We start from the raw sequence: 21,187 nt of genomic DNA, 5'->3' as shown, positions 1-21,187 counted from the left end.
GGCGGCGGGACCCTGTTGTCCCCGCCGCCCCGGCCCTCGCTACGACCGCCCGCCGGCACGACTGCGCCGCAGGGCGTCACCGCATCGGCGCGTCAGCGCGTCTTCGTCCTCAGTGCCTCAGTGCCTCAGTGCCTCAGCGCCTCTGCGCCTCAGCTCGTCAGCTCGACCGCCTGCCGGACCGTCTCGGCCAGGTCGCCCACCGCCGGGTCCTCGGTCTCGGCGGCCAGATCCTCGGCGTAACCGGCCAGCTCGCCGACCGTCGGCGCCCCGGGCAGCGGGGCGGGCCCGCCGCCGGTGGCACCGCCGCCCTCCCTGGTGTCCGCACCGTCGTCCTCGTACGGCTCCGGGGTGGTGCCGGCGCCGGAGCCGCCGCGCAGGGCGTCGGCGAAGTAGGCGGCGAGCGCGGTGACCTGCAGCCGGGGCGAGGCCGCGCCCCACAGGTCGCCGGTCAGGGCGGCCGCGTCGACGGTGCTGGATTCCTCGTGCGGGGCGCGGGTGTCGGGGTCGAGCCAGCGCACGGTGGCCGTGGCGACGCTGCCCGAAGCGCCCTCGGCGAGCCGGACGGCGTAGAGCGCGGTGACGCTGTGGCCGGGGCCGACCTCGCCGCCGTCGACCGCGTCGTTGCGGAAGTCCTCGTCGGCGACCTGACGGTTGTCGTAGCCGATCAGCCGGTAGTCCGAGACGGCGTCCGGGTCGAAGACGACCTGCGCCTTGGCGTCGCGGGCGCGCAGGTCGACGTTGCGCGGCAGGTCCTCGACGAACACCTCGCGGGCCTCGTCGGTCTCGGAGACGTAGGTGGTGTGACCGTCGCCCTGGTTGGTCAGCCGCTCCATCAGCGCGTCGCCGTACTCGCTGCCGACGCCGACGCCGAACAGCGTGATGCCGTAGTCCTCCCGGGCCGCGGCGATGCGGTCGAGGATCGTGTCGGCGTCGGTGGCACCGGTGTTGGCGAGGGCGTCGGAGAGCAGGACGACGCGGTTGGTGGCGCCCTTGCGGTGGCCGTCGACCGCCTCGTCGTAGCCGCGGGTCATGCCGGCCTCGACGTTGGTGCTGTCGGTGGGCTGCAGCTCCTCGACCGCGTCGTGGATACGGTCCTCGGCGCCGCCGACGGCCGTCATCGGCAGCACGGTGCGGGCCTCGTCGCTGAACGCCACGAGCGCCAGCGAGTCGTCGTCGCGCAGCTCGTCGACCGCGGTGTGCAGGGCCTCGCGTACGAGGCTGAGCCGGCCGGGCTCCGCCATCGAGCCGGAGACGTCCACCACGAAGGTGAGCGCCGCGGGCCGGCGCGCCTGCGTGCCGTACTCGTTGCTCTCCGGGCGGGTCGACAGCCCCACCCGCATCAGCGACCAGCCGTCGCCCGCCTCGCCGGCCTCGTCGGCCTCGCCGCCGGCCGGGGCGCGGGCGCCGTCGGTGGTGACGGAGAAGCCGTCGTCCTCGGGCGCGGCGTAGTCCTGGCGGAAGCTGTTGATGAACTCCTCGTGCCGCACGGTGTCCGGCTGCGGCAGGGACCCGGCGCCGATGGTGCGGCGGGCGTAGCTGTACGAGGCGGTGTCCACGTCCAGCGCGAAGGTGGAGACCATGTCCGGCTCGGGCACGATCGCGTCCGTCCGCTCCTTGCCGGCGGCCTCGGGGGCGGCGTCGTTCGAACCCTCGGGGGCGGCCGGGGCCGGGGCCGCGTCCGGCGGGGGCGCACCTCCTCCGCCGCCGCCCATGTCCGCCGAAGCCTGCTCCTTTCCGTCGTTCCCGTCCCCGCTGCAGCCCGTCAGCAGCAGCGGCACCGTCAGCATTCCTGCGATTCCCGTAAGCACCGCGCGTCTCATCGCGCCCCTCCCTCGTGCTGTCCTCATCGGGACTGTGACGAAGGAGGGGGCGATTCGGTGCCGTTACTCCGCCGAATACTCGGTCTCGGCCCGGGACATCAGTGACACGGCATCAGCTCCTCGCCCACGCGACGGTTGATGGTGGAGGCGGTGCGGAACACCGGAACCGTCCGGATCCCGGTGCAGCAGACAAGTCGCACCGATACTCGAAAAATACTCCCCGACCGCACAATCCGCCTCCCCGACGACGGCACCGGTTTTCAGCGGGACGTCGGGAAGCCCAGGTCGACTCCGCCGTCGGCGCCCGCGGCGGAGCCGCTGACCGGCACGGCGGGCCAGCGGGTCGTGACGACCTTCGCCCGGGTGTAGAAGCGGACGCCGTCCTCCCCGTAGACGTGGTGGTCGCCGAAGAGGGAGTCCTTCCAGCCGCCGAAGGAGTGGTAGCCCACGGGCACCGGGATCGGCACGTTCACGCCGACCATGCCGGCGGTGGCCTCCAGCTGGAAGCGGCGGGCGGCGCCGCCGTCGCGGGTGAAGATGGCGGTGCCGTTGCCCCACGGCGAGTCGTTGACGAGCCGCACGCCCTCCTCGTACGTCTCCGCCCGCACCACGCACAGCACCGGCCCGAAGATCTCGTCCCGGTACGCGTCGGACTCCACCGGCACCCGGTCCAGCAGGCTGACCCCGATCCAGTGGCCCTCCTCACGGCCCGGAACGGTGTAGCCGGTGCCGTCCACGACCACCTCGGCGCCCTGCGCGGCGGCACCCCGCACATAGCCGGCGACTTTGTCGCGGTGCGCGCGGGTGATGAGCGGGCCCATCTCGGAGTCCGGGTCGTCGCCGGGGCCGATACGGACCTTGCGCGCCCGCTCGGCGATCTTCGCCACCAGCTCGTCGCCGGTGCCGCCGACGGCGACCACGGCGGAGACCGCCATGCAGCGCTCCCCCGCCGAGCCGTACGCCGCCGAGACCGCGGCGTCCGCGGCCGCGTCCAGGTCGGCGTCGGGCAGGACCAGCATGTGGTTCTTCGCCCCGCCGAGCGCCTGGACGCGCTTGCCGTGGGAGGTGCCGGTGGTGAAGACGTACCGCGCGATCGGGGTGGAGCCGACGAAGCTCAGGGCGGCGACGTCCGGGTGCTCCAGCAGCCGGTCGACGGCCTCCTTGTCGCCGTTGACGACATTGAACACGCCCTCCGGCAGCCCCGCCTCGGCCAGCAGCTCCGCGAGCAGGCCGGACGCCGACGGGTCCTTCTCGCTCGGCTTCAGGACGAAGGTGTTGCCGCAGGCGATGGCCAGCGGGAACATCCACATCGGCACCATGGCGGGGAAGTTGAACGGCGTGATGCCCGCGACCACGCCGACGGGCTGCCGGATCGCGGCGACGTCGACGCGGCTGGAGACCTGCGTGGACAGTTCGCCCTTGAGCAACTGCGGGATGCCGCAGGCCACCTCGACGACCTCCAGCCCCCGGGCCACCTCCCCGAGCGCGTCGGAACGCACCTTGCCGTGCTCGGCGGTGATCAGCCGGGCGACGTCCTCGCGGCGGGCGGCGAGCAGTTCGCGGAAGCGGAACAGCACGGCGGTGCGCTGCGCGAGCGACGACACGCTCCACTGCGCGAGTGCCTGACGGGCGGCGGCGACGGCGGCGTCCACCTCGGCGGCGGCGGCGAACGCGACCTCGGCGGCCTGCGCTCCGGTGGCGGGGTCGTAGACCGGTCCCGACCGTCCCGAGGCGCCCTCGACTGCCTTGCCGCCGATCCAGTGGCCGATGGTCTTCATGGGCAATCCCTTCGTCCAGCTACGGGTTCGGTCTAACCTCCGCCGTGGAGCGTGTCAATCATGCGCCGATCACGCTGCGCGCGCGCCCCGTCACCAATGTCACGGTTACGCGGGTTCCCCACCACAGCTGCTCGACAACACCCCGGCGGTGGTCGGCCGGGGCGCCGCCCCGGCGCCCCGCCCGCCCGGCTGACCGCGTGATCAGCAGGATGCGAAAATACCCCTAGGGGGTATAGTGTGAACACCGGGAGCAGGACACGGCTGCGCCCACCGTCGACAAGGGAGACATCCATGAGCGCACAGACCTCCGTCACCACCGTCTACAAGGTCTCCGGCATGACCTGCGGGCACTGCGAGGGCGCCGTCAGCGCCGAGCTCTCCGGGCTCGACGGCGTCTCCTCGGCCAAGGCCACGGCCGCCACCGGCGAGGTGACCGTCACCTCCGCCGCCCCGCTCGACGACGAGAAGGTGCGCGCCGCCGTCGACGAGGCCGGGTACGAGCTGGTCGGCAGGGCCTGACCCGCACACCCCTCCGCACGCCGTCCCCGCCGCCTCGTGCGGGGGCGGCGTCGGCGTCGGGGCCGCCGGTAGCACGGCGCGCGTGGGAGTGATCGAGATCACACCGATCGGGGGGTAACCATCGGTGCCGGTCGCGTGTCTATTCGGGTGACGTCGACACCCGGCGGAGTCGACGTGCACGAGGCCGGGACGGCACGTGCGAGGAGCATTGAGCGGCCCCTCCCGCGGCGGCGTCCCGGCGGCACGAGGCGCCCGGCCCCTACCGGAGCCGGGAGAGCGAAGCGCCCCGTCGACAGATCCGTGGGGGGATCGCAGACGGGGCGCCTTCGCGTTCCTGCGCGTCGTTTCCTTTTGGCCATTTTGGCCATTTTGGCCATGGGGCAGGCGTGCGTGCCGGCCGCTCAGCGCTCCTCGACCGGGACGAAGTCCCGCAACACCTCACCGGTGTAGATCTGCCGGGGACGGCCGATGCGGGAGCCCGGCTCCTTGATCATCTCGTGCCACTGGGCGACCCAGCCCGGCAGCCGCCCGAGCGCGAAGAGCACCGTGAACATCTCGGTCGGGAAGCCCATCGCGCGGTAGATCAGGCCGGTGTAGAAGTCGACGTTCGGGTACAGCTTGCGCTCGACGAAGTAGTCGTCGGCGAGCGCGTGCTCCTCCAGCTTCAGGGCGATGTCCAGCAGTTCGTCGGACTTGCCCAGCGCGGAGAGGACGTCGTGCGCCGCCGCCTTGATGATCTTCGCCCGGGGGTCGAAGTTCTTGTAGACGCGGTGCCCGAAGCCCATGAGCTTCACGCCGTCTTCCTTGTTCTTCACCTTGCGGATGAAGGTGTCGACGTCGCCGCCCGAAGCCTGGATGCCCTCCAGCATCTCCAGCACGCTCTGGTTGGCGCCGCCGTGCAGGGGCCCCCACAGCGCGCTGATGCCCGCCGAGATGGAGGCGAACAGGTTGGCCTGCGAGGAGCCGACCAGCCGCACGGTGGAGGTCGAACAGTTCTGCTCGTGGTCGGCGTGCAGGATCAGCAGCTTGTCGAGCGCGCTGACCACGACGGGGTCCAGGTCGTACTCGGCGGCGGGCACCGAGAACGTCATCCGCAGGAAGTTCTCGACGTACCCGAGGTCGTTGCGCGGGTAGACCACCGGGTGGCCGACGGACTTCTTGTACGCGTACGCCGCGATCGTCGGCAGCTTGGCCAGCAGCCGGATCGTCGACAGGTGCCGCTGTTCCTCGTCGAACGGGTTGTGGCTGTCCTGGTAGAAGGTCGACAGCGCGCTGACCACGGAGGACAGCATCGCCATCGGGTGCGCGTCCCGCGGGAAGCCGTCGTAGAAGCGCTTGACGTCCTCGTGCAGGAGGGTGTGGCGGGTGATCTCACCCTTGAACACCGACAGCTCGTCGACGGTGGGCAGCTCACCGTTGATCAGCAGGTAGGCGACTTCCGGGAACGTGCTGCGCTCGGCGAGCTGCTCGATGGGGTAGCCGCGGTAACGCAGGATCCCCTTCTCGCCGTCCAGATAGGTGATGGCCGACTTGTACGCCGCGGTGTTGCCGTAACCGCTGTCCAGGGTCACCAGCCCGGTCTGGGAGCGCAGCTTTCCGATGTCGACGCCGGTGTCTCCGACGGTGCTGTCGACGACCGGGAAGGTGTACTCACCGTCGCCGTACCGAAGTACTGCAGATTTGTCGCTCACTCTGTCCTCACCCGACGTATCGTGCCTCTTCTTTGAGGTGCCTTTGAGGTGCCCTGACTACCCTCCAGCTTCCCCCATACGGAGCGGTTCCGTGCACTCGGGGTCGGCTGCCGGATCAACATACGGCACTGCGTGCCACCTACCGGCCATCGTGCCCTGTCCGCACGGGTTATGGGAGCCCCACTCGCCCACGCAGCCGATGATCCAGCGCCGTACAGCGCCGGCCTGCGGAAACGGTGCGCACCGCCTGCCCCAGGGCCTGGCGGGAGCCCACCAGCACGACGAGCTTCTTGGCCCGGGTGACGGCCGTGTACAGCAGGTTCCGCTGGAGCATCATCCAGGCACCGGTGGTGACGGGGATCACCACCGCCGGGTACTCACTGCCCTGCGAGCGGTGGATGGTGACCGCGTACGCGTGCGCCAGCTCGTCCAGCTCGTCGAAGTCGTAGGGCACCTCCTCGTCCTCGTCCGTGAGCACCGTCAGCCGCTGCTCGTCGGTGTCCAGGGCGGTGACGACGCCGACGGTGCCGTTGAAGACCCCGTTGCGGCCCTTCTCGTAGTTGTTCCGTATCTGCGTGACCTTGTCCCCGACGCGGAACGTACGGCCGCCGAAGCGCTTCTCGGCGAGCCCCGGGCGGCCGGGCGTGACGGCCTCCTGGAGGAGCCCGTTCAGCGCGCCGGCGCCCGCGGGGCCGCGGTGCATGGGGGCGAGGACCTGCACGTCGCGGCGCGGGTCGAGGCCGAACTTGGCCGGGACGCGGCGGGCCACCACGTCCACCGTGAGCCGGCCGGCGGCCTCCGTGTCGTCCTCGGCGAAGAGGAAGAAGTCCGGGAGGCCCTGGGTGAGGGGCTGGACCCCGGAGTTGATGCGGTGGGCGTTGGTGACCACGCCGGACTGCTGGGCCTGCCGGAAGATCCGGGTGAGCCGGACCGCGGGCACCGGGCCGCCGTCGGCAAGCAGGTCGCGCAGCACCTCGCCGGCGCCGACGGACGGCAGCTGGTCGACGTCGCCGACGAGCAGCAGGTGCGCCCCCGGCGGCACGGCCTTGGCCAGCTTGTTCGCCAGCAGCAGGTCCAGCATCGAGGCTTCGTCGACGACGACCAGGTCGGCGTCGAGCGGCCGGTCCCGGTCGTACGCGGCGTCGCCGCCCGGCTTCAGCTCCAGCAGCCGGTGCACCGTCGACGCCTCGGCGCCGGTCAGCTCCGCCAGCCGCTTGGCGGCGCGGCCCGTGGGCGCCGCCATCACCACCTTCGCCCGCTTGGCGCGGGCCAGTTCCACCACCGACCGGACGGTGAAGGACTTGCCGCAGCCCGGGCCCCCCGTCAGCACCGCGACCTTCTCCGTCAGCGCCAGCCGGACCGCCTGCTCCTGCTCGGGTGCGAGTTCCGCGCCGGTGCGATCGCCGAGCCAGGTCAGCGCCCGGCCCCAGTCGACGTCCTGGAAGGCGGGCATCCGGTCCCGCTCGGTGCGCAGCAGGCGCAGCAGCTGGGCGGCCAGGGAGACCTCCGCGCGGTGGAACGGCACGAGGTAGATCCCCTGCACGTCCTCCTCGCCGGCCGGCCCGGGCACCGTCTCGCGGACGACGCCCTCCTCCTTCACCAGCTCGTCCAGGCACTCGATGACCAGGCCCGTGTCGACCTGCAGCAGCTTGACCGCCTCGGTGATGAGCTGCTGCTCGGGCAGGAAGCAGTTGCCCTGGTCGGAGGACTGGGACAGGGCGTACTGCAGGCCGGCCTTGACGCGCTCCGGGCTGTCGTGCGGGATGCCGACGGAGCGGGCGATGCGGTCGGCGGTGAGGAAGCCGATGCCCCAGACGTCGGCGGCCAGCCGGTACGGCTGGTTCTTCACCACCGAGATGGAGGCGTCTCCGTACGACTTGTAGATCCGCACGGCGATGGACGTGGACACGCCGACGCCCTGGAGGAAGAGCATGACCTCCTTGATGGCCTTCTGCTCCTCCCAGGCGGCGCCGATCAGCTTGGTCCGCTTGGGGCCGAGGCCCGGGACCTCGATGAGCCGCCCGGGTTCCTCCTCGATGACGTCGAGCGTGTCGACTCCGAAGTGGTCGACGATCCGCTCGGCGATGCGGGGTCCGATGCCCTTGATCAGCCCCGAGCCGAGATAGCGGCGGATTCCCTGGACGGTGGCGGGGAGGACCGTCGTGTAGTTCTCCACGGTGAACTGCTTGCCGTACTGCGGGTGGGAGCCCCAGCGGCCCTCCATGCGCAGCGACTCGCCCGGCTGGGCGCCGAGCAGGGCGCCGACGACGGTGAGCAGGTCGCGGGCGCCGCGGCCGGTGTCGACGCGGGCGACCGTATACCCGTTGTCCTCGTTGGCGTACGTGATCCGCTCAAGGACCCCCTCCACCACCGCCGGTTGTGTCATGGGAGAGACGCTATCGCCCGGCCCCGACATCGCGGCCCGGCCTGTGGACTACTCGGCGGTTGTGGACAACCCGCCACCGCGGGCGGCCGGGCGCAGTGAGGGGGCCCGGCCCTCACAGGCCGGGCCCCCTCACGTTCCCCTCCGAAGGCTTCCCCACCCCCCTGGTACTCCCCCCCGGGAAGCCCGATGCCCTATACGACCCCGATCGGCGGCGAAGGGTTGCACGGCTTCGGCACTTTATCGATCTGTAACCCGACGTCGACCTGTAATCCGACGTGCCGACATCGGTGATCGGCCGTAACGTTTCAGACATGAGGGACAAACCAATACACAAGGCTGTCCTGGACGACCTCGGTCCGGAGCGGTTGCATCAGGTCGCCACCGAGCTGGGAACCGGCAACCGGGGCGCGAAGCGGGTCGTCGGCGAGACGGTCGCCGCCCTCACCGGCTCGCTCGCGCAGGAGGCCTCCTCCGCGCACGGGGCACACGAGGTGGAGCAGGCGCTCGACGAGGCACAGGGGGCGGCGCCCGCGGGCGCCGGCGTCGGCGTACGCCCGGTGAAGGGCACCTCCGCGCTGGCCGGCGCGATGCCGTACGCCGGGGGCGGGCTCGGCGGCGGGATGCTCGCGACGATCATCGGCCGGACGAGCATGCCCGTGGCCCGCGCCGTCTCGCAGCGCACGGGCATCCCGATGGCGCAGGTGTCCCGGGCGCTGAAGATCCTCACGCCGATCGCGATGACCGCCGTCTCCCGGACGGCGAAGAACCGCAGGATCGAGGCGGAGGGGCTGTCCACGATGCTCGCGGAGGAGCAGCAGGCGTCCCGTACGCCGGGCGGGCCGCTCGGTGCGCTGGCGCGGCTGTTCGGCGGCGGGCAGTCGTACGGCGGCGGACGCCACCGCGCCTGACGGCACGGCCCGGGGCCGGCCCGTACGCGACGGGCCGGCCCCGGGACCGCCACCGCCCGGCGCACGGCGGCGCCGGGCGCCGGGCGCCGCTCAGTTCGCGATCAGCCGCTCGTACCGTTCGACGATCTCCGCCAGCACCTCCGCGCCGTCCCGCGCCCACAGCCCCGGGTTGAAGATCTCGACCTCGACGAAGCCGGTGTACCCGGCCCCGTCCACCCGCTCCCGGAACCAGCGCAGGTCGACGCTTCCCTCACCCAGCTGCCCCCGCCCCAGCAGCACCCCCTCCGGCAGCGGCGTCACCCAGTCCGCCAGTTGGAAGGCCGCGATCCGGCCGGACTCCCCCGCGCGCGTGATCTGCGCCGCGACGGTGTCGTCCCACCACAGGTGGTACGTGTCCACCACCACGCCCACCCGGTCCGCGGGGAAGCGCTCGGCCAGGTCCAGCGACTGGGCCAGCGTGGATACCACGCACCGGTCGGCGGCGAACATCGGGTGCAGCGGCTCGATGGCCAGCCGCACGGCGCGCTCCGCCGCGTACGGCGCGAGGGCACCCAGCGCATCCGCGATGCGCTCCCGTGCGCCGTGCAGATCGCGACTGCCGTCGGGTAGCCCGCCGGAGACGAGCACGAGCGTGTCCGTCCCCAGCGTGGCCGCCTCGTCGATGGCGCGGCGGTTGTCGTCGAGGGCCGCGGCGCGCTCCACGGGGTCGTCGGTGGTGAAGAACCCGCCGCGGCACAGGCTCGTCACCGTCAGCCCGGCCTCGCGGAACAGCTTGGCGGCGGCCTCCACTCCGTACTCCTGGACGGGCGCGCGCCACAGCCCCACGCCGCGCAGCCCGGCGGCCGTACAGCCGTCCGCCAGCTCGCGGAGCGACCACTGCCTGATGGTCTCCTGGTTGAGGCTGAGGCGGGCCTGCGCGCCCGCCCGCTGTCCGGTGCTCACTGGGCGACTCCGTGGACGGCGAGGAAGGAGGTCATGCGCCGCGCCGCGAGCTGCGGTTCGGGGAACAGGCCGAGCGTGTCGGCCAGTTCGTACACGCGCGCGAGATGCGGCAGGGAACGGGCGGACTGCTGCCCGCCGACCATCGTGAAGTGGCTCTGGTGGCCGCCGAGCCAGGCCAGGAAGACGACGCCCGTCTTGTAGAAGCGCGTCGGCGCCTGGAAGAGGTGGCGGGCCAGCGGCACGGTCGGGTCCAGGACCTTGCGGAAGCCGGCGGCGTCGCCGGTGTCGAGGGTCCGTACGGCCTCGGCGGCCAGCGGCGCGAGCGGGTCGAACACGCCGAGGAGGGCGTGGCTGAAGCCGTGTTCGTCGCCCTCGATCAGCTCGGGGTAGTGGAAGTCGTCGCCGGTGTAGCAGCGCACTCCCGTGGGCAGCCGGCGGCGCAGGCGGACCTCGCGGGAGGCGTCGAGGAGCGAGACCTTGACGCCGTCGACCTTGTCCGGGTGCTGGGCGATGACGTCGAGGAAGGTGTCCGTGGCGGCGTCGAGATCGGAGCCGCCCCAGTAACCGGCGAGCGCCGGGTCGAACATGTCGCCCAGCCAGTGCAGGATCACCGGCTCGCGCGCCTGGCGCAGCAGCGCGCCGTACGTCTCCACGTAGTCCTCGGGTCCGCGGGCGCACGCCGCCAGCGCGCGGGAGGCCATGAGCACCGCCTGCGCGCCGGCGTCCTCGACGAGGGCGAGCTGCTCCTCGTACGCGGCCCGCACGTCGGCGAGGGTGGCCCCCGCGGCGGCGAGTTGGTCGGTGCCGGCGCCGCAGGCGACGCGGCCGCCGTGGGCGGCGGCCTCGGCGGCGGAGCGGCGGATCAGCTCGGCGGCGCGGGGCCAGTCCAGTCCCATGCCGCGCTGCGCGGTGTCCATGGCCTCGGCGACGGCGAGGCCGTGGGACCACAGGTGGCGGCGGAAGGCGAGGGTGGCGTCCCAGTCGACCGCGGCGGGGGCGGCCGGGTCGCCGGGGCTGCCGTCGGCGTACGGGTCGGCGACGACGTGCGCGGCGGCGAAGACCGTACGGCAGGAGGGGCGCGGACCGCCGGTGGCGAGCGCCGGTGCGGGCTCCGCGCGCGGTTCGTACGCCTCCAGTACGCCCCCCGCGCGGGGCAGCGGGATCGTCGTCGTCATCGGGCCAGCTCCGGAACCACGACGCGCCGCCCCTCCGCGGCGGCCTTCAGGCCCAGCTCGGCGAGCTGCACCCCGCGCGCGCCGGCGAGCAGGTCCCAGTGGTACGGCTCGTCGAGCACCAGGTGCCGCAGGAACAGCTCCCACTGCGCGCGGAAGCCGTTGGGGAAGCCGGCGGGACCGGCGTTGTCCGGCACCTCCTGCCACTGGTCGCGGAAGGTCTCGGTGACCGGCAGGTCCGGGTTCCACACCGGCTTCGGCGTCGCCGCCCGGTGCTGTACGCGGCAGCCGCGCAGGCCCGCGACGGCGGAGCCCTCGGTGCCGTCGACCTGGAACTCGACCAGTTCGTCGCGGTGAACGCGGACCGTCCAGGAGGAGTTGATCTGCGCCACGACCGGGCCGCCGGGCGCGGCCAGCTCGAAGATGCCGTACGCCGCGTCGTCGGCGGTCGCCTCGTACGCCTCGCCGTTCTCGTCCCAGCGGCGCGGCACGTGCGTGGTCACGTGCGCCTGCACACTGCGCACCGGGCCGAACAGCTCGTGCAGGATGTACTCCCAGTGCGGGAACATGTCGAGCACCATCCCGCCGCCGTCCTGCGCGCGGTAGTTCCAGGAGGGCCGCTGGGCGGGCTGCCAGTCGCCCTCGAAGACCCAGTAGCCGAACTCGCCGCGCACCGACAGGATGCGGCCGAAGAAGCCGCCGTCGACGAGGCGCTTGAGTTTGAGCAGGCCCGGCAGGAAGAGCTTGTCCTGCACGACGCCGTGCTTGATACCCGCGCCCTGCGCCATCCGGGCGAGTTCGAGGGCGGCGGACGCGGAGGTGGCGGTCGGCTTCTCTACATAGATGTGCTTGCCGGCCGCGACGGCCTTCTTCACCGCTTCCTCGCGGGCGGAGGTGACCTGGGCGTCGAAGTACAGCTCGACGGAGTCGTCCGCGAGCACGGCGTCGAGGTCGGTGGAGTACTCCGGCAGGTCGTGCCGGCGGGCGATGTCCTTCAGCGCGTGCTCCCTGCGACCCACCAGAACCGGCTCGGGCCACAGCACGTCGCCGGCGCCGAGATCCAGCCCGCCTTCCTCGCGAATGGCAAGAATCGACCGGAGGAGGTGCTGTCGGTACCCCATCCGCCCGGTGACGCCGTTCATGGCGATACGCAGCGTCCTACGTGGCATCTGGTCTCCTGTAGTAAGCGCTTGCTGCCCCGGGAGAAAGTTATCCCCGCCCGGCCTGCCGCGCAAGTGCCCGGCCGGGTACGGACCCGGGCCGTGCACACTCCTGCCACTCCCGCGACGCGGGCGCCGCGACGTGCAAGACTTCCGCTCACAGCTCGGGCCGACGACCGGCGCCGGGCGGGGCCCGCACGGGGCCCCGGGGGATTCCGGCGCCGGCCGGAACGTCGTACCCAACGGGAGGCAGAGCGATGGCAGTCACCCTCGCGGACGTCGCGGCCCGCGCCCGCGTCTCCGCCGCGACCGTCTCCCGGGTGCTCAGCGGCAACTACCCGGTGGCCGAGGCCACCCGTGCGCGCGTGCTCGCCGCGGTGGACGAGCTGGACTACGTCATCAACGGCCCCGCGAGCGCACTCGCCGCCGCCACCTCCGACCTGGTCGGCGTCCTCGTCAACGATGTCGCCGACCCCTTCTTCGGCATCATGGCCAGCGCCGTGCAGTCCGAGCTGGGCAGCGAGAAGCTGGCCGTCGTCTGCAACACCGGCGGCTCCCCGGAGCGCGAGCTGACGTACCTCACGCTCCTGCTGCGCCAGCGCGCCGCCGCCGTCGTGATCACCGGCAGCGCGGTCGAGACACCCGAGTACGCGACGGCCAGCGCGGCGAAGGTGGGCCGGCTCGCGGCGAACGGCACCCGCGTCGTCCTCCTCGGCCGGCCGGCGAGCGCCGCCCCCGAGGGCTCCGCGTTCGCCGTCGAGTTCGGCAACCGGGAGGGCGGGCGCCGGCTCACCGAGCACCTCGTCTCCCTCGGCCACCGCCGCATCGGCTACGTTGCGGGCCCCGCCGACCGCACCACCACCCGGCACCGCCTCGAAGGCCACCGCGCCGCGCTCGCCGCCCACGACCTCGGCGGCGACGCCGAGGAACTCGGCCGGCTGACGGTGCACGGCCCGTACTCCCGGCAGTCCGGCTACGACGGCGCGCTCGAACTGCTGGACCGCGAGCCGGAGCTGACCGCCGTCGTCGGCTCGAACGACGCGGTGGCGCTGGGCATCTGCGCGGCGCTGCGCGAGAAGGGGATCGACGTCCCCGGCGACGTGTCCGTCGCCGGCTTCGACGACCTGCCGTTCAGCTCGGACGCGACGCCGGCGCTGACGACGGTGCGGCTGCCGCTGCAAGAGGCGGCGGCGCGGGCCGCGCGGCTGGCGCTGGGCCGGGAGGAGTCGCCGGCGGGCGGGCGCCACATGGTGCCGGCGGAGCTGGTGGCGCGGGCGTCGACGGCGGCGGCGCGGGCGTAGCAGGGGGCGGCGCGGGGTAGCGGCAGCGGGGCAGCGGGGCAGCGGGGCAGCGGGGCAGCGGGGCAGCGGGGCAGCGGGGCCTCGGGGGTTCCGGCTGGAGCGAGACCGCCTGTGGATAACTCTGCACGGGGTCGGCGCGCGGGGGTACCTTTGACTCAGTCAAAGAAAATCTGCGCGCCAGGAGGTGGGGTTCCGTGACCATCGAGGACATCCGCTCGTTCAACCGCTTCTATACGAATCTGATCGGCGCCCTCGACTACAGCCGCCATCTCTACACGCCGTACACGCTCACCGAGGCCCGCGTCCTCTACGAGCTGAACCACGCCCCGCAGGCGGACGCCGCCGACCTGCGTGGGGCGCTCACGCTGGACGCGGGGTATCTCAGCAGGCTGCTCGGCAAGTTCGAGAAGGACGGCCTGATCACGCGCGGGCCGTCGGCCGCCGACGCCCGGCGGCAGCGGGTGGCGCTCACCCCGCGCGGGCGGGAGGCGGCCCATCTGCTGGAGGAACGCTCGCGGGAGCAGGTGGGGACGCTGCTGGCGCAGGTGCCGCCGGACCGGCGCGCGCAGCTGGCCGTCGCGATGGGCACGGTGCGGGAGCTGCTGTCGGAGTCGGCCGTGCCCGACCTGGTCGGGGAGATCGAGCTGCGCGAGCCGGGGCCGGGCGAGCTGGGCTGGATCGTCCAGCGTCACGGCGAGCTGTACGCGCAGGAGTACGGCTGGGACGCGGACTTCGAGGCGCTGGTGGCCCGGATCGTCGCGGACCACGCCGCGCACCGCGACCCGGCCTGCGAGCGGACATGGATAGCCGACCTCGGCGGCCGGCCGGTCGGCACGGTCATGTGCGTACGGGACGACGCCCCGGACACCGCCCGGCTGCGGCTGCTGCTGGTGGACCCGGAGGTGCGGGGGCACCGGCTGGGGGCGCGGCTGGTCGACGAGTGCGTCCGCTTCGCCCGTACGGCGGGGTACCGCGAGCTGGTGCTGTGGACGAACTCGGTGCTGACGTCCGCCCGCCGCGTCTACGAGCAGGCGGGCTTCGAGCTGATAGCCGAGAAGCCGCACCACAGCTACGGCGCGGACCTGGTGGGCCAGTACTGGCGGCTGGCGCTCTGAGCCGTTCCACCGCATGGCGGTCGCCGGTGCGGCCGGCTGGTTCAGGTGGTGGACTTCGGGGTTGCCAGGGCCGATGGGGTCTGATCGACTCACGGCATGCGACTCGCCTTCTCCACCCTCGGCCTGCCTCGGCTTCCCCTCGCCGAGGTCGTCCGGCTCGCACGTGACGACGGCTACCAGGGCGTGGAGCTGCGATGCCACCCCGAGGAGCCGGTGCACACCGGGCTCGGGATCGAGGAGCGGGCCGACGTGGTCGAGGCGTTCGCCGCGGCCGGTGTGGAGATCCTGACGCTGGCGGGCTACGCGGGCGTCGCCGAGGCCGGGGACGACGAGCCGGTCGTGGCCGAGATGCGCGAGTTGCTGGCGCTCGCCCGGGACGTGGGTGCCGCGAACATCCGGGTGTTCCCGCGCGGCGGCGAGCAGCCGCCCGTCGAGGCGGACCCCACCGCCGCCCGCCGGCTCGCCGCGGTGGCCCCGTACGCGTCGGACCTCGGCGTGCGCGTGCTGCTCGAAACGCACGACTCGCACCGCACCGGCGCGGACGTCGCCCGCGTGCTGGACCTCGTCAAGCACAAGAGCACCGGTGCGCTGTGGGACGTGATGCACACCTGGCTCGGCGGCGAGGAGCCGCGGGACACGCTCGCGGCGCTCTCCCCGTACCTCGGCTACGTGCAGGTCAAGGACGTGGCGTCGGCGGAGGACCTGACGCCGCTGGCGCTGGGCGAGGGGTCGGTGCCGCTGGCGGAGTGCCTCGCGGTGCTGACGGAGGCGGGCTGGGACGGCTGGCTGTGCTGGGAGTACGAGAAGCGCTGGTACCCCGACGCCCGGGAGCTGCCGGACCTGCTGGCCGCGGGCCGCGAGCACCTGCTGCGGCTGCTGGCGGACGTGGCCTGAATCCGCGGCCCCGCGGCGCGCCCGGTGCCACCCGGGGGCCCCGCCACGGTGGGTGACCGCTCAACTCCGCACCTCGGCGCGGGTCTCGGGCCCGCGGTCCGGGGCGCCTTATGTCACAGCCCGGTTGTGAAACCAGGGGCCGACTGGCCTAATCCTTGCGCTCTGCCTACGCTGGCCCCGACTTGCAGAAGCACACGGGATGACGGGGGTTCGATCCGCCATGAAGCTCTGCGCACCGGCGAGTGCCGTGGCACTGGCCATGGCGGTCACGCTGCTGACGTCGTGCGGGTCGTCCGACGATGAGGCGGACCCGATCACCGGCGCGAAGGACAGGACCGGGGAGTCGAACGAGTCCCCGGCCGCCTCGCCGTCCGGGGCCGCCGACAGCGACGCCGACGCGCCGAAGTTCGCCTTCCCCGAGGACGTCACGGTCGAGGTGGAGAGCGAGCCGACGGGCGATGCCGCCGAGGACGCGATCCTGCGTGACCACGGCTACGCCGTGCAGTCGATCCGCCTCGGCTACGCGAAGCAGGACCCGCGCCTGGACGTCCTGGAGCGGTACCTCGCCGGCGACGCCCTCGTGGGCTGGCGCGCGGGCATCGACGAGTTCGTCGCGGACGGCAAGACGGTCACCGGCACCGTGCGGTATTACGACCGCGAGGTCATCTCGCACAAGGGCGACGTGGCGTCCGTCCAGTACTGCGAGGACCAGACGAACTCATACGCGAAGATCGCCGAGTCCGGCAAGGTGCTGAAGACCGAGCCGAGCGACGACGACTACATCCAGCACGTCTCGACCATGCGCAAGACGGCGGACGGTGTCTGGCAGATGGTGCACGAGTCCGACGTAGAGGGAGAAGCAGAGTGCGTGACCTCCTGAGCACACGGCGCACGGCAGCGGTGTCCATAGCCGGCGCCGCCCTGGTCCTCGCGACGACGGGGCCGGCGACGGCGGGCGACGGAACGGAGCAGGGCGACTCCGACACGATCGGCTCCCGGGTGCAGTACAGCGCCAGCAGCCCGGGCTCCGGCGAGACCTCGCCGATGACACCGATCGGCGGCAACTGGTCGCCGCCGAAGTGCTGGTACGAGCCGAGGTACACGCCGGAGCAGATGGACAAGTACGTCCACGAGACCTACATGGCCGAGCACAACGCGACCTCGGCCATCTCCGAACTCGTCACCGAGGACAGCACCTTCGACCTCCGCAAGGACAAGGAAGGGCTCTGGTGGCAGCTCGTCTACCAGGACGACGGCGTGACGGCCGAGGCCTGCTCGGCGACGAAGTCCTTCATGTTCGTCGGCCCCGAGGAGCCCGCGGAGCCCAACACCGACGTGGTCGACCCGGAGACCCTGGCGGCGCTCGCGTACAACGAGACCGAGCTGCCCGCCCCGCCGGTGGACCTGAAGCCCAACCCCGACCGCCAGGTCGTGAACCTGGAGACGCACGCCGTGCTCGACCCGGCCGAGCTGCAGCGCGTCTGGACCACCGCCTTCATCGACCCGCCGGGCGCGGACCGGATCGCCGCCACCACCGTGGCCACCCCGCTGCGGCTGCGGCTGGAGGCCGGCACCGAGTACGCGGACCCCGACGTCTGCGAGTACGACCTCGTCCGCAGGGGCGGCGGCTTCGCCGTGGACACCGAGGACGCCGGCTGCAACATCACGTACCGCAGGTCCTCAGGCGACGGCACGTACGAGCTGGAAGCGTCGCTCACCTGGAACGTCAACTGGAATCCCACCGAGAGCCCGGACGGCGCGCCCGTGAACGAGGACTTCCCCGACGGCCAGTCGACCACCGAGATCCCGGTGACCGTCAAGGAGATCCAGACAGTCGTGCGCTAGACGATCCCGAGGAGAGCCCGGGGAGAGCGGACGGCGGTGTGCCTTCGCCGGTGCGAGCCGGGCTCGTTGTTACCGCGACGCGCGCCCGTCAACCGGCCGGCACCCGCGCCGGCCTGACGTCGTCCCGCGGCGGGCGCGGGCCGCCGCCCCGGCGCCGGCCGGAGCGGACCCCGCCCCGCCGGCCGCGGCCCGCACCGCCGCCCAGCGACGTCACCGCCACCCCGCCGACCAGCAGCAGCGCCGCCGCCCAGCGCAGCCCCGTGATCTCCTCGCCCAGGAACACCGCCGCCGAGGACATCCCCGCGACCGGCACCAGCAGCGAGAACGGCGCCACCGTCGAGGCGTCGTACGTCCGCAGCAGATAGCCCCAGACGCCGAAGCCGAAGATCGTGACGATCCACGCGATGTAGACCACCGCACCCACGCCCGCCCAGTCCAGCGACCTCAGCGCCGCCCAGTCCCGCTCCGGCCCCTCGAAGACCAGCGACAGCGCAAGCAGCGGCAGCACGGGCACGCAGGAGACCCACACCATGAAGCGCAGCCCGTCCGGCGGCGCGGCCTTGCGCATGATGACGTTCGAGACGCCCCAGCAGAACGCCGCCGCCAGCACGATCACGAACGCCCCCAGCGGCCCCGAGCCCCCCTCGTCCACCGCGGCCAGCGCCACCCCGCACAGCGCCACCCCCATGCCCGCCAGCCGCACCCGCCCCGGCCGCTCCCCCAGCACCGCCGCCGCGATGCCCGCGGTGAACACCGCCTGGATCTGCAGCACCAGTGACGACAGCCCCGCCGGCATCCCCCGCTCCATGCCGATGAACAGCAGCCCGAACTTCGCCGTCCCCAGCACCAGCCCGACCGCCAGGATCCACTTGAACGCCACCTGCGGCCGGCCGACGAGGAACACCGCCGGCAGCGCCGCCACCAGGAAGCGCAGCGCGGTGAACAGCAGCGGCGGGAAGTGGTCGAGACCCACCTCGATGACGACGAAGTTCAGGCCCCAGAAGAAGGCGACCAGGACGGCGAGTGCGATGTGCAGCGGGCGCATGCACCCAGGATCGGCCCCGGCAACCGTAAAGCACCAGCACGTATTACTTCATGATTGGATGTAGCAGCACTGAATCCTGGGGGTGACCATGCTCGATCTGTCCCGGCTCCGCGCGCTGCACGCCGTGGCCGTCCACGGCTCCGTCGGTGCCGCCGCCGCGGCCCTCGGCTACACCCCGTCCGCCGTCTCCCAGCAGATCGCCAAGCTGGAGCGCGAGACCCGTACGCCGCTGCTGGAGCGCCGCGGCCGCGGCGTGACGCTCACCGACGCCGCCCAGCACCTCGCCGTCACCGCGGAGCAGTTGCTCGCCCTCGTCGAGGAGGCCGAGACCACGCTGGAGGAGCGCCGCGGCCGGCCCACGGGCCGGCTGACGGTGGCCTGCTTCGCGAGCGCCGCCCGCGGGTTGCTGCCCGCCGCGCTGGCCGCGCTGGCCGCCGAGCACCCGGCGCTGGACACCCGCATGCTGGAGGCCGACCCGCACCTCTCCCCCGGCCTGGTGGCCCGCGGCGTGGCCGACCTCGCCGTCGCCCACGACTGGGACATCGCCCCGCTGCCCACCCCCGAGGGGATGGAGCTGGCGCCCATCGGCGACGACCTGTGCGACATCTGCGTCCCGGCCGGGCACCCCTTCGCCCGGCGCGCCGCGCTCGTCCGTGCGGACCTCGTGGGCGAGCGCTGGATCTGCCAGCCGCCGGGCTCGACGTGCCACGACTGGCTCGTACGCACCCTGCGCACCTCCGGTCACGAGCCGGATCTCGCCTACCAGGTCGCCGAGTACGCCTCGCAGCTCGCGCTGGTGGCGGCCGGGCTCGGCATCGCGCTCGTGCCGCGGCTGGGCCGCGGGCCGCTGCCGGAAGGGGTGGTCGCGGTGCCGCTGGAGCCGGTGCCGGTGCGGCGGGTCTATGCGGTGTGGCGTACGGGGGCCGCGCGGCGGCCGGCGATCCGGGAGGCCGTGCGGCTGCTGCAGCGGGAGTGGAAGGAGCGGGTCGGCGGCTGAGGCGAGGCGGCGTACGGCCGCACCCGCGGGAGGTGGTACCCGCGGGCGCGGCGTTCGCTGCTCAGCGGCCCCGGCTCACGGCCGGAGCGACTGCTCCCGCAGCTCCTTCCTCGTCACCTTGTCCAGCCCGCTGTCGTACGTGGCCAGCGGCTTCGCCTTCGCGGTGCTGGCCTCGGCACCGGCCCAGTCGAGGATCCGCTCCGTCGCGTTGGCGCGCTGCGCCTCCGGCAGCTGGCTGACCCGCGCGCCGTGGTTCGCACCGGGCGCGGTGTAGACGTACGAGTCCCGCGCGCCCCGCCCGAGGCGGAAGGGCTCGGCGCCCCACGGGTCGTTCTCGCCGTAGACGAAGAGCATCTGCCGGGCGTTCTCGCGCACCCACGTGTCGACGTCGCTCATCACCCGCGGCTTGAAGCGCATGTCGATGTCGCGCGGCACGAAGTTCCGCGGCGGCTGGTAGCCGTAGCGGCTCAGGTCCGTGAGGTGCGGCAGCTGGATGGTGGGCGCGCCCAGCTCGGTGCCCGCCTGGTAGTAGTACGGGGTGTACGGCGTGAGCCCCTGGTCGGTGTAGAAGGACCAGCCGGCGATGGCGTCGACGTAGTCGTAGAGCCCCTGGTCGGAGACGGTGGCGGCGTCCGGCACGTCGGCGCAGTCGGCGGCCGAGCCGTACTGCCAGAAGCCCCACACGAGGTCGAGGACGGTCGCCTCGAACGCCTTGTCCAGGCTGCCGATCGTGGTGAAGGTGGCGCCCGACTCCGCGGCCCACGCCGCGTACTTCTCGGACAGCGCGTCCCGCCGCACCAGCGCCTCGCGCTGCACGGCGTTCAGCGCGTCCCGGCACTCCTTCGTCCCGACCCGCTCGAAGAACCGGTCGTAGGCCGCGTCCTCCTTGTTCACCACGTCGTTCGGCGCGACGTACGCGACGACGCCGTCCATGTCGCGCGGGTAGAAGCGCTCGTAGTACGTGGCGGTCATGCCGCCCTTGCTGCCGCCGGTGGCGAGCCAGTTCTCGCCGTAGACGTCGTTCAGCGCCCGGAAGAGGCGGTGCTGGTCGCTGGCCGCCTGCCAGATGTCGAGCTTCTTCCAGTCCGCGGGGTCAGGCCGGGACGGGGTGAAGAACCGGTACTCCATGGAGACCTGGTTGCCGTCCACGATCTGCGTGGGCTCGCTGCGCGACGGCGTGGTGGAGACGCTGTAGCCGCCGGTGGAGAAGACGGTGGGCCGGTCGGTGTCCTTGTGCAGCACGGTGAGCCGCTGCTGGAAGGTCTGGCCGTCCGGCTTCCGGTGGTCGACGGGCTGCGTGTAGTTCAGTACGAAATAGCGGTAGCCGTCGGCCGGCTTCTCCTCGATCAGGCTCATGCCCTGGATCGAGAGGAGCCGGTCCTTGATGTCGGTCTCGTCCGCGGTAGCGGCGCCGGCCGGTGAACTGCCCAGCCCCACCGTGCCGGTGAGCACGGCCAGACTCAGCAGCCATCCGAGCGTCCTGCGCATCTTCCCTCCCCGGGTTCACAATGACCCTCGGAACCTAGCCGCGTTGGCCACGCCGGACCAGAACGCCGAGCCCACCTGTGGATAACTTCCACGGATTGCGCTGCTTCGATTACGCTGAGTAGCGGA

General features: G+C 72.6%; 17 protein-coding genes. 8 read left to right on the top strand and 9 right to left on the bottom strand.

Annotated features, from left to right (window positions below):
- Positions 1 to 149: 149 nt before the first annotated feature.
- Entirely contained in the window at positions 150 to 1,820 is a 1,671-nt protein-coding gene (locus T328_RS13945; RefSeq protein WP_496496322.1) for a vWA domain-containing protein, read from the bottom strand.
- A gap of 260 nt (positions 1,821 to 2,080) precedes the next feature.
- Complete coding sequence (locus T328_RS13940; protein WP_496496321.1) at positions 2,081 to 3,598, bottom strand: CoA-acylating methylmalonate-semialdehyde dehydrogenase; 1,518 nt, start codon at positions 3,596 to 3,598, stop codon at positions 2,081 to 2,083.
- Positions 3,599 to 3,889: 291 nt separating this feature from the next.
- On the opposite strand from T328_RS13940, the gene T328_RS13935 reads away from it, so the two are divergent.
- Positions 3,890 to 4,117, top strand: a complete 228-nt coding sequence (locus T328_RS13935; protein ID WP_496496320.1) for a heavy-metal-associated domain-containing protein — start codon at positions 3,890 to 3,892, stop codon at positions 4,115 to 4,117.
- 401 nt (positions 4,118 to 4,518) lie between these two features.
- Here T328_RS13935 and T328_RS13930 read toward each other — a convergent pair whose 3' ends face one another.
- Complete coding sequence (locus tag T328_RS13930) at positions 4,519 to 5,808, bottom strand: citrate synthase (RefSeq protein WP_496496319.1); 1,290 nt, start codon at positions 5,806 to 5,808, stop codon at positions 4,519 to 4,521.
- A 169-nt stretch (positions 5,809 to 5,977) separates the two neighbouring features.
- On the bottom strand, positions 5,978 to 8,194 hold the full coding sequence (gene recD2, locus T328_RS13925) for an SF1B family DNA helicase RecD2 (RefSeq protein ID WP_496496318.1): 2,217 nt from the start codon (positions 8,192 to 8,194) through the stop codon (positions 5,978 to 5,980).
- 311 nt (positions 8,195 to 8,505) lie between these two features.
- On the opposite strand from recD2, the gene T328_RS13920 reads away from it, so the two are divergent.
- Positions 8,506 to 9,102: a DUF937 domain-containing protein gene (locus T328_RS13920; protein ID WP_496496317.1), complete on the top strand. Its 597-nt coding sequence runs from the start codon at positions 8,506 to 8,508 to the stop codon at positions 9,100 to 9,102.
- A 90-nt stretch (positions 9,103 to 9,192) separates the two neighbouring features.
- Here T328_RS13920 and T328_RS13915 read toward each other — a convergent pair whose 3' ends face one another.
- Genes T328_RS13915 through T328_RS13905 form a run of 3 tightly spaced genes read right to left on the bottom strand, consistent with a single transcriptional unit; the run spans position 9,193 to position 12,385 of the window.
- The gene (locus T328_RS13915; protein ID WP_496496316.1) at positions 9,193 to 10,044 is read right to left on the bottom strand and encodes a sugar phosphate isomerase/epimerase family protein; all 852 of its coding nucleotides are present in this window, start codon (positions 10,042 to 10,044) and stop codon (positions 9,193 to 9,195) included.
- Complete coding sequence (locus T328_RS13910) at positions 10,041 to 11,219, bottom strand: dihydrodipicolinate synthase family protein (protein WP_496496315.1); 1,179 nt, start codon at positions 11,217 to 11,219, stop codon at positions 10,041 to 10,043. The genes T328_RS13915 and T328_RS13910 overlap by 4 nt, the downstream gene beginning before the upstream one ends.
- On the bottom strand, positions 11,216 to 12,385 hold the full coding sequence (locus tag T328_RS13905; protein ID WP_496496314.1) for a Gfo/Idh/MocA family protein: 1,170 nt from the start codon (positions 12,383 to 12,385) through the stop codon (positions 11,216 to 11,218). The genes T328_RS13910 and T328_RS13905 overlap by 4 nt, the downstream gene beginning before the upstream one ends.
- 248 nt (positions 12,386 to 12,633) lie before the next feature.
- Here T328_RS13905 and T328_RS13900 point away from each other — a divergent pair, with 248 nt between their 5' ends.
- The 5 genes from T328_RS13900 (at position 12,634) to T328_RS13880 (ending at position 17,531) form a co-directional block, all read left to right on the top strand.
- Positions 12,634 to 13,677 carry a LacI family DNA-binding transcriptional regulator gene (locus tag T328_RS13900; protein ID WP_496496313.1) on the top strand — a complete coding sequence of 348 codons (1,044 nt, stop codon included), beginning with the start codon at positions 12,634 to 12,636 and terminating at the stop codon, positions 13,675 to 13,677.
- Between the two features lie 194 nt (positions 13,678 to 13,871).
- Complete coding sequence (locus T328_RS13895) at positions 13,872 to 14,792, top strand: bifunctional helix-turn-helix transcriptional regulator/GNAT family N-acetyltransferase (RefSeq protein WP_496496312.1); 921 nt, start codon at positions 13,872 to 13,874, stop codon at positions 14,790 to 14,792.
- Positions 14,793 to 14,888: 96 nt separating this feature from the next.
- On the top strand, positions 14,889 to 15,686 hold the full coding sequence (locus T328_RS13890) for a sugar phosphate isomerase/epimerase family protein (RefSeq protein ID WP_496496311.1): 798 nt from the start codon (positions 14,889 to 14,891) through the stop codon (positions 15,684 to 15,686).
- Positions 15,687 to 15,885: 199 nt separating this feature from the next.
- Entirely contained in the window at positions 15,886 to 16,566 is a 681-nt protein-coding gene (locus T328_RS13885; protein WP_496496310.1) for a hypothetical protein, read from the top strand.
- Positions 16,551 to 17,531 (top strand): hypothetical protein, encoded by a 981-nt coding sequence (locus tag T328_RS13880; protein ID WP_496496309.1) that lies wholly within the window; start codon positions 16,551 to 16,553, stop codon positions 17,529 to 17,531. Before T328_RS13885 ends, T328_RS13880 begins: the two co-directional genes overlap by 16 nt.
- An 88-nt stretch (positions 17,532 to 17,619) precedes the next feature.
- Here T328_RS13880 and T328_RS13875 read toward each other — a convergent pair whose 3' ends face one another.
- Positions 17,620 to 18,576, bottom strand: coding sequence for an EamA family transporter (locus tag T328_RS13875; protein ID WP_496496308.1), 957 nt, complete (start codon positions 18,574 to 18,576; stop codon positions 17,620 to 17,622).
- 88 nt (positions 18,577 to 18,664) lie between these two features.
- Between T328_RS13875 and T328_RS13870 the strand changes: the two genes are divergently transcribed.
- Positions 18,665 to 19,573: a LysR family transcriptional regulator gene (locus tag T328_RS13870; protein WP_496496381.1), complete on the top strand. Its 909-nt coding sequence runs from the start codon at positions 18,665 to 18,667 to the stop codon at positions 19,571 to 19,573.
- A gap of 75 nt (positions 19,574 to 19,648) precedes the next feature.
- On the opposite strand, the gene T328_RS13865 is transcribed toward T328_RS13870, so the two are convergent.
- A complete protein-coding gene (locus T328_RS13865) occupies positions 19,649 to 21,061 on the bottom strand; it encodes a S28 family serine protease (RefSeq protein ID WP_496496307.1) in 1,413 nt (470 codons plus the stop codon).
- Between the last annotated feature and the right edge of the window lie 126 nt (positions 21,062 to 21,187).

The sequence above is a fragment of the Streptomyces sp. CNX435 genome (assembly GCF_059570575.1).
This window is presented reverse-complemented; position numbering and strand designations above follow the sequence as displayed.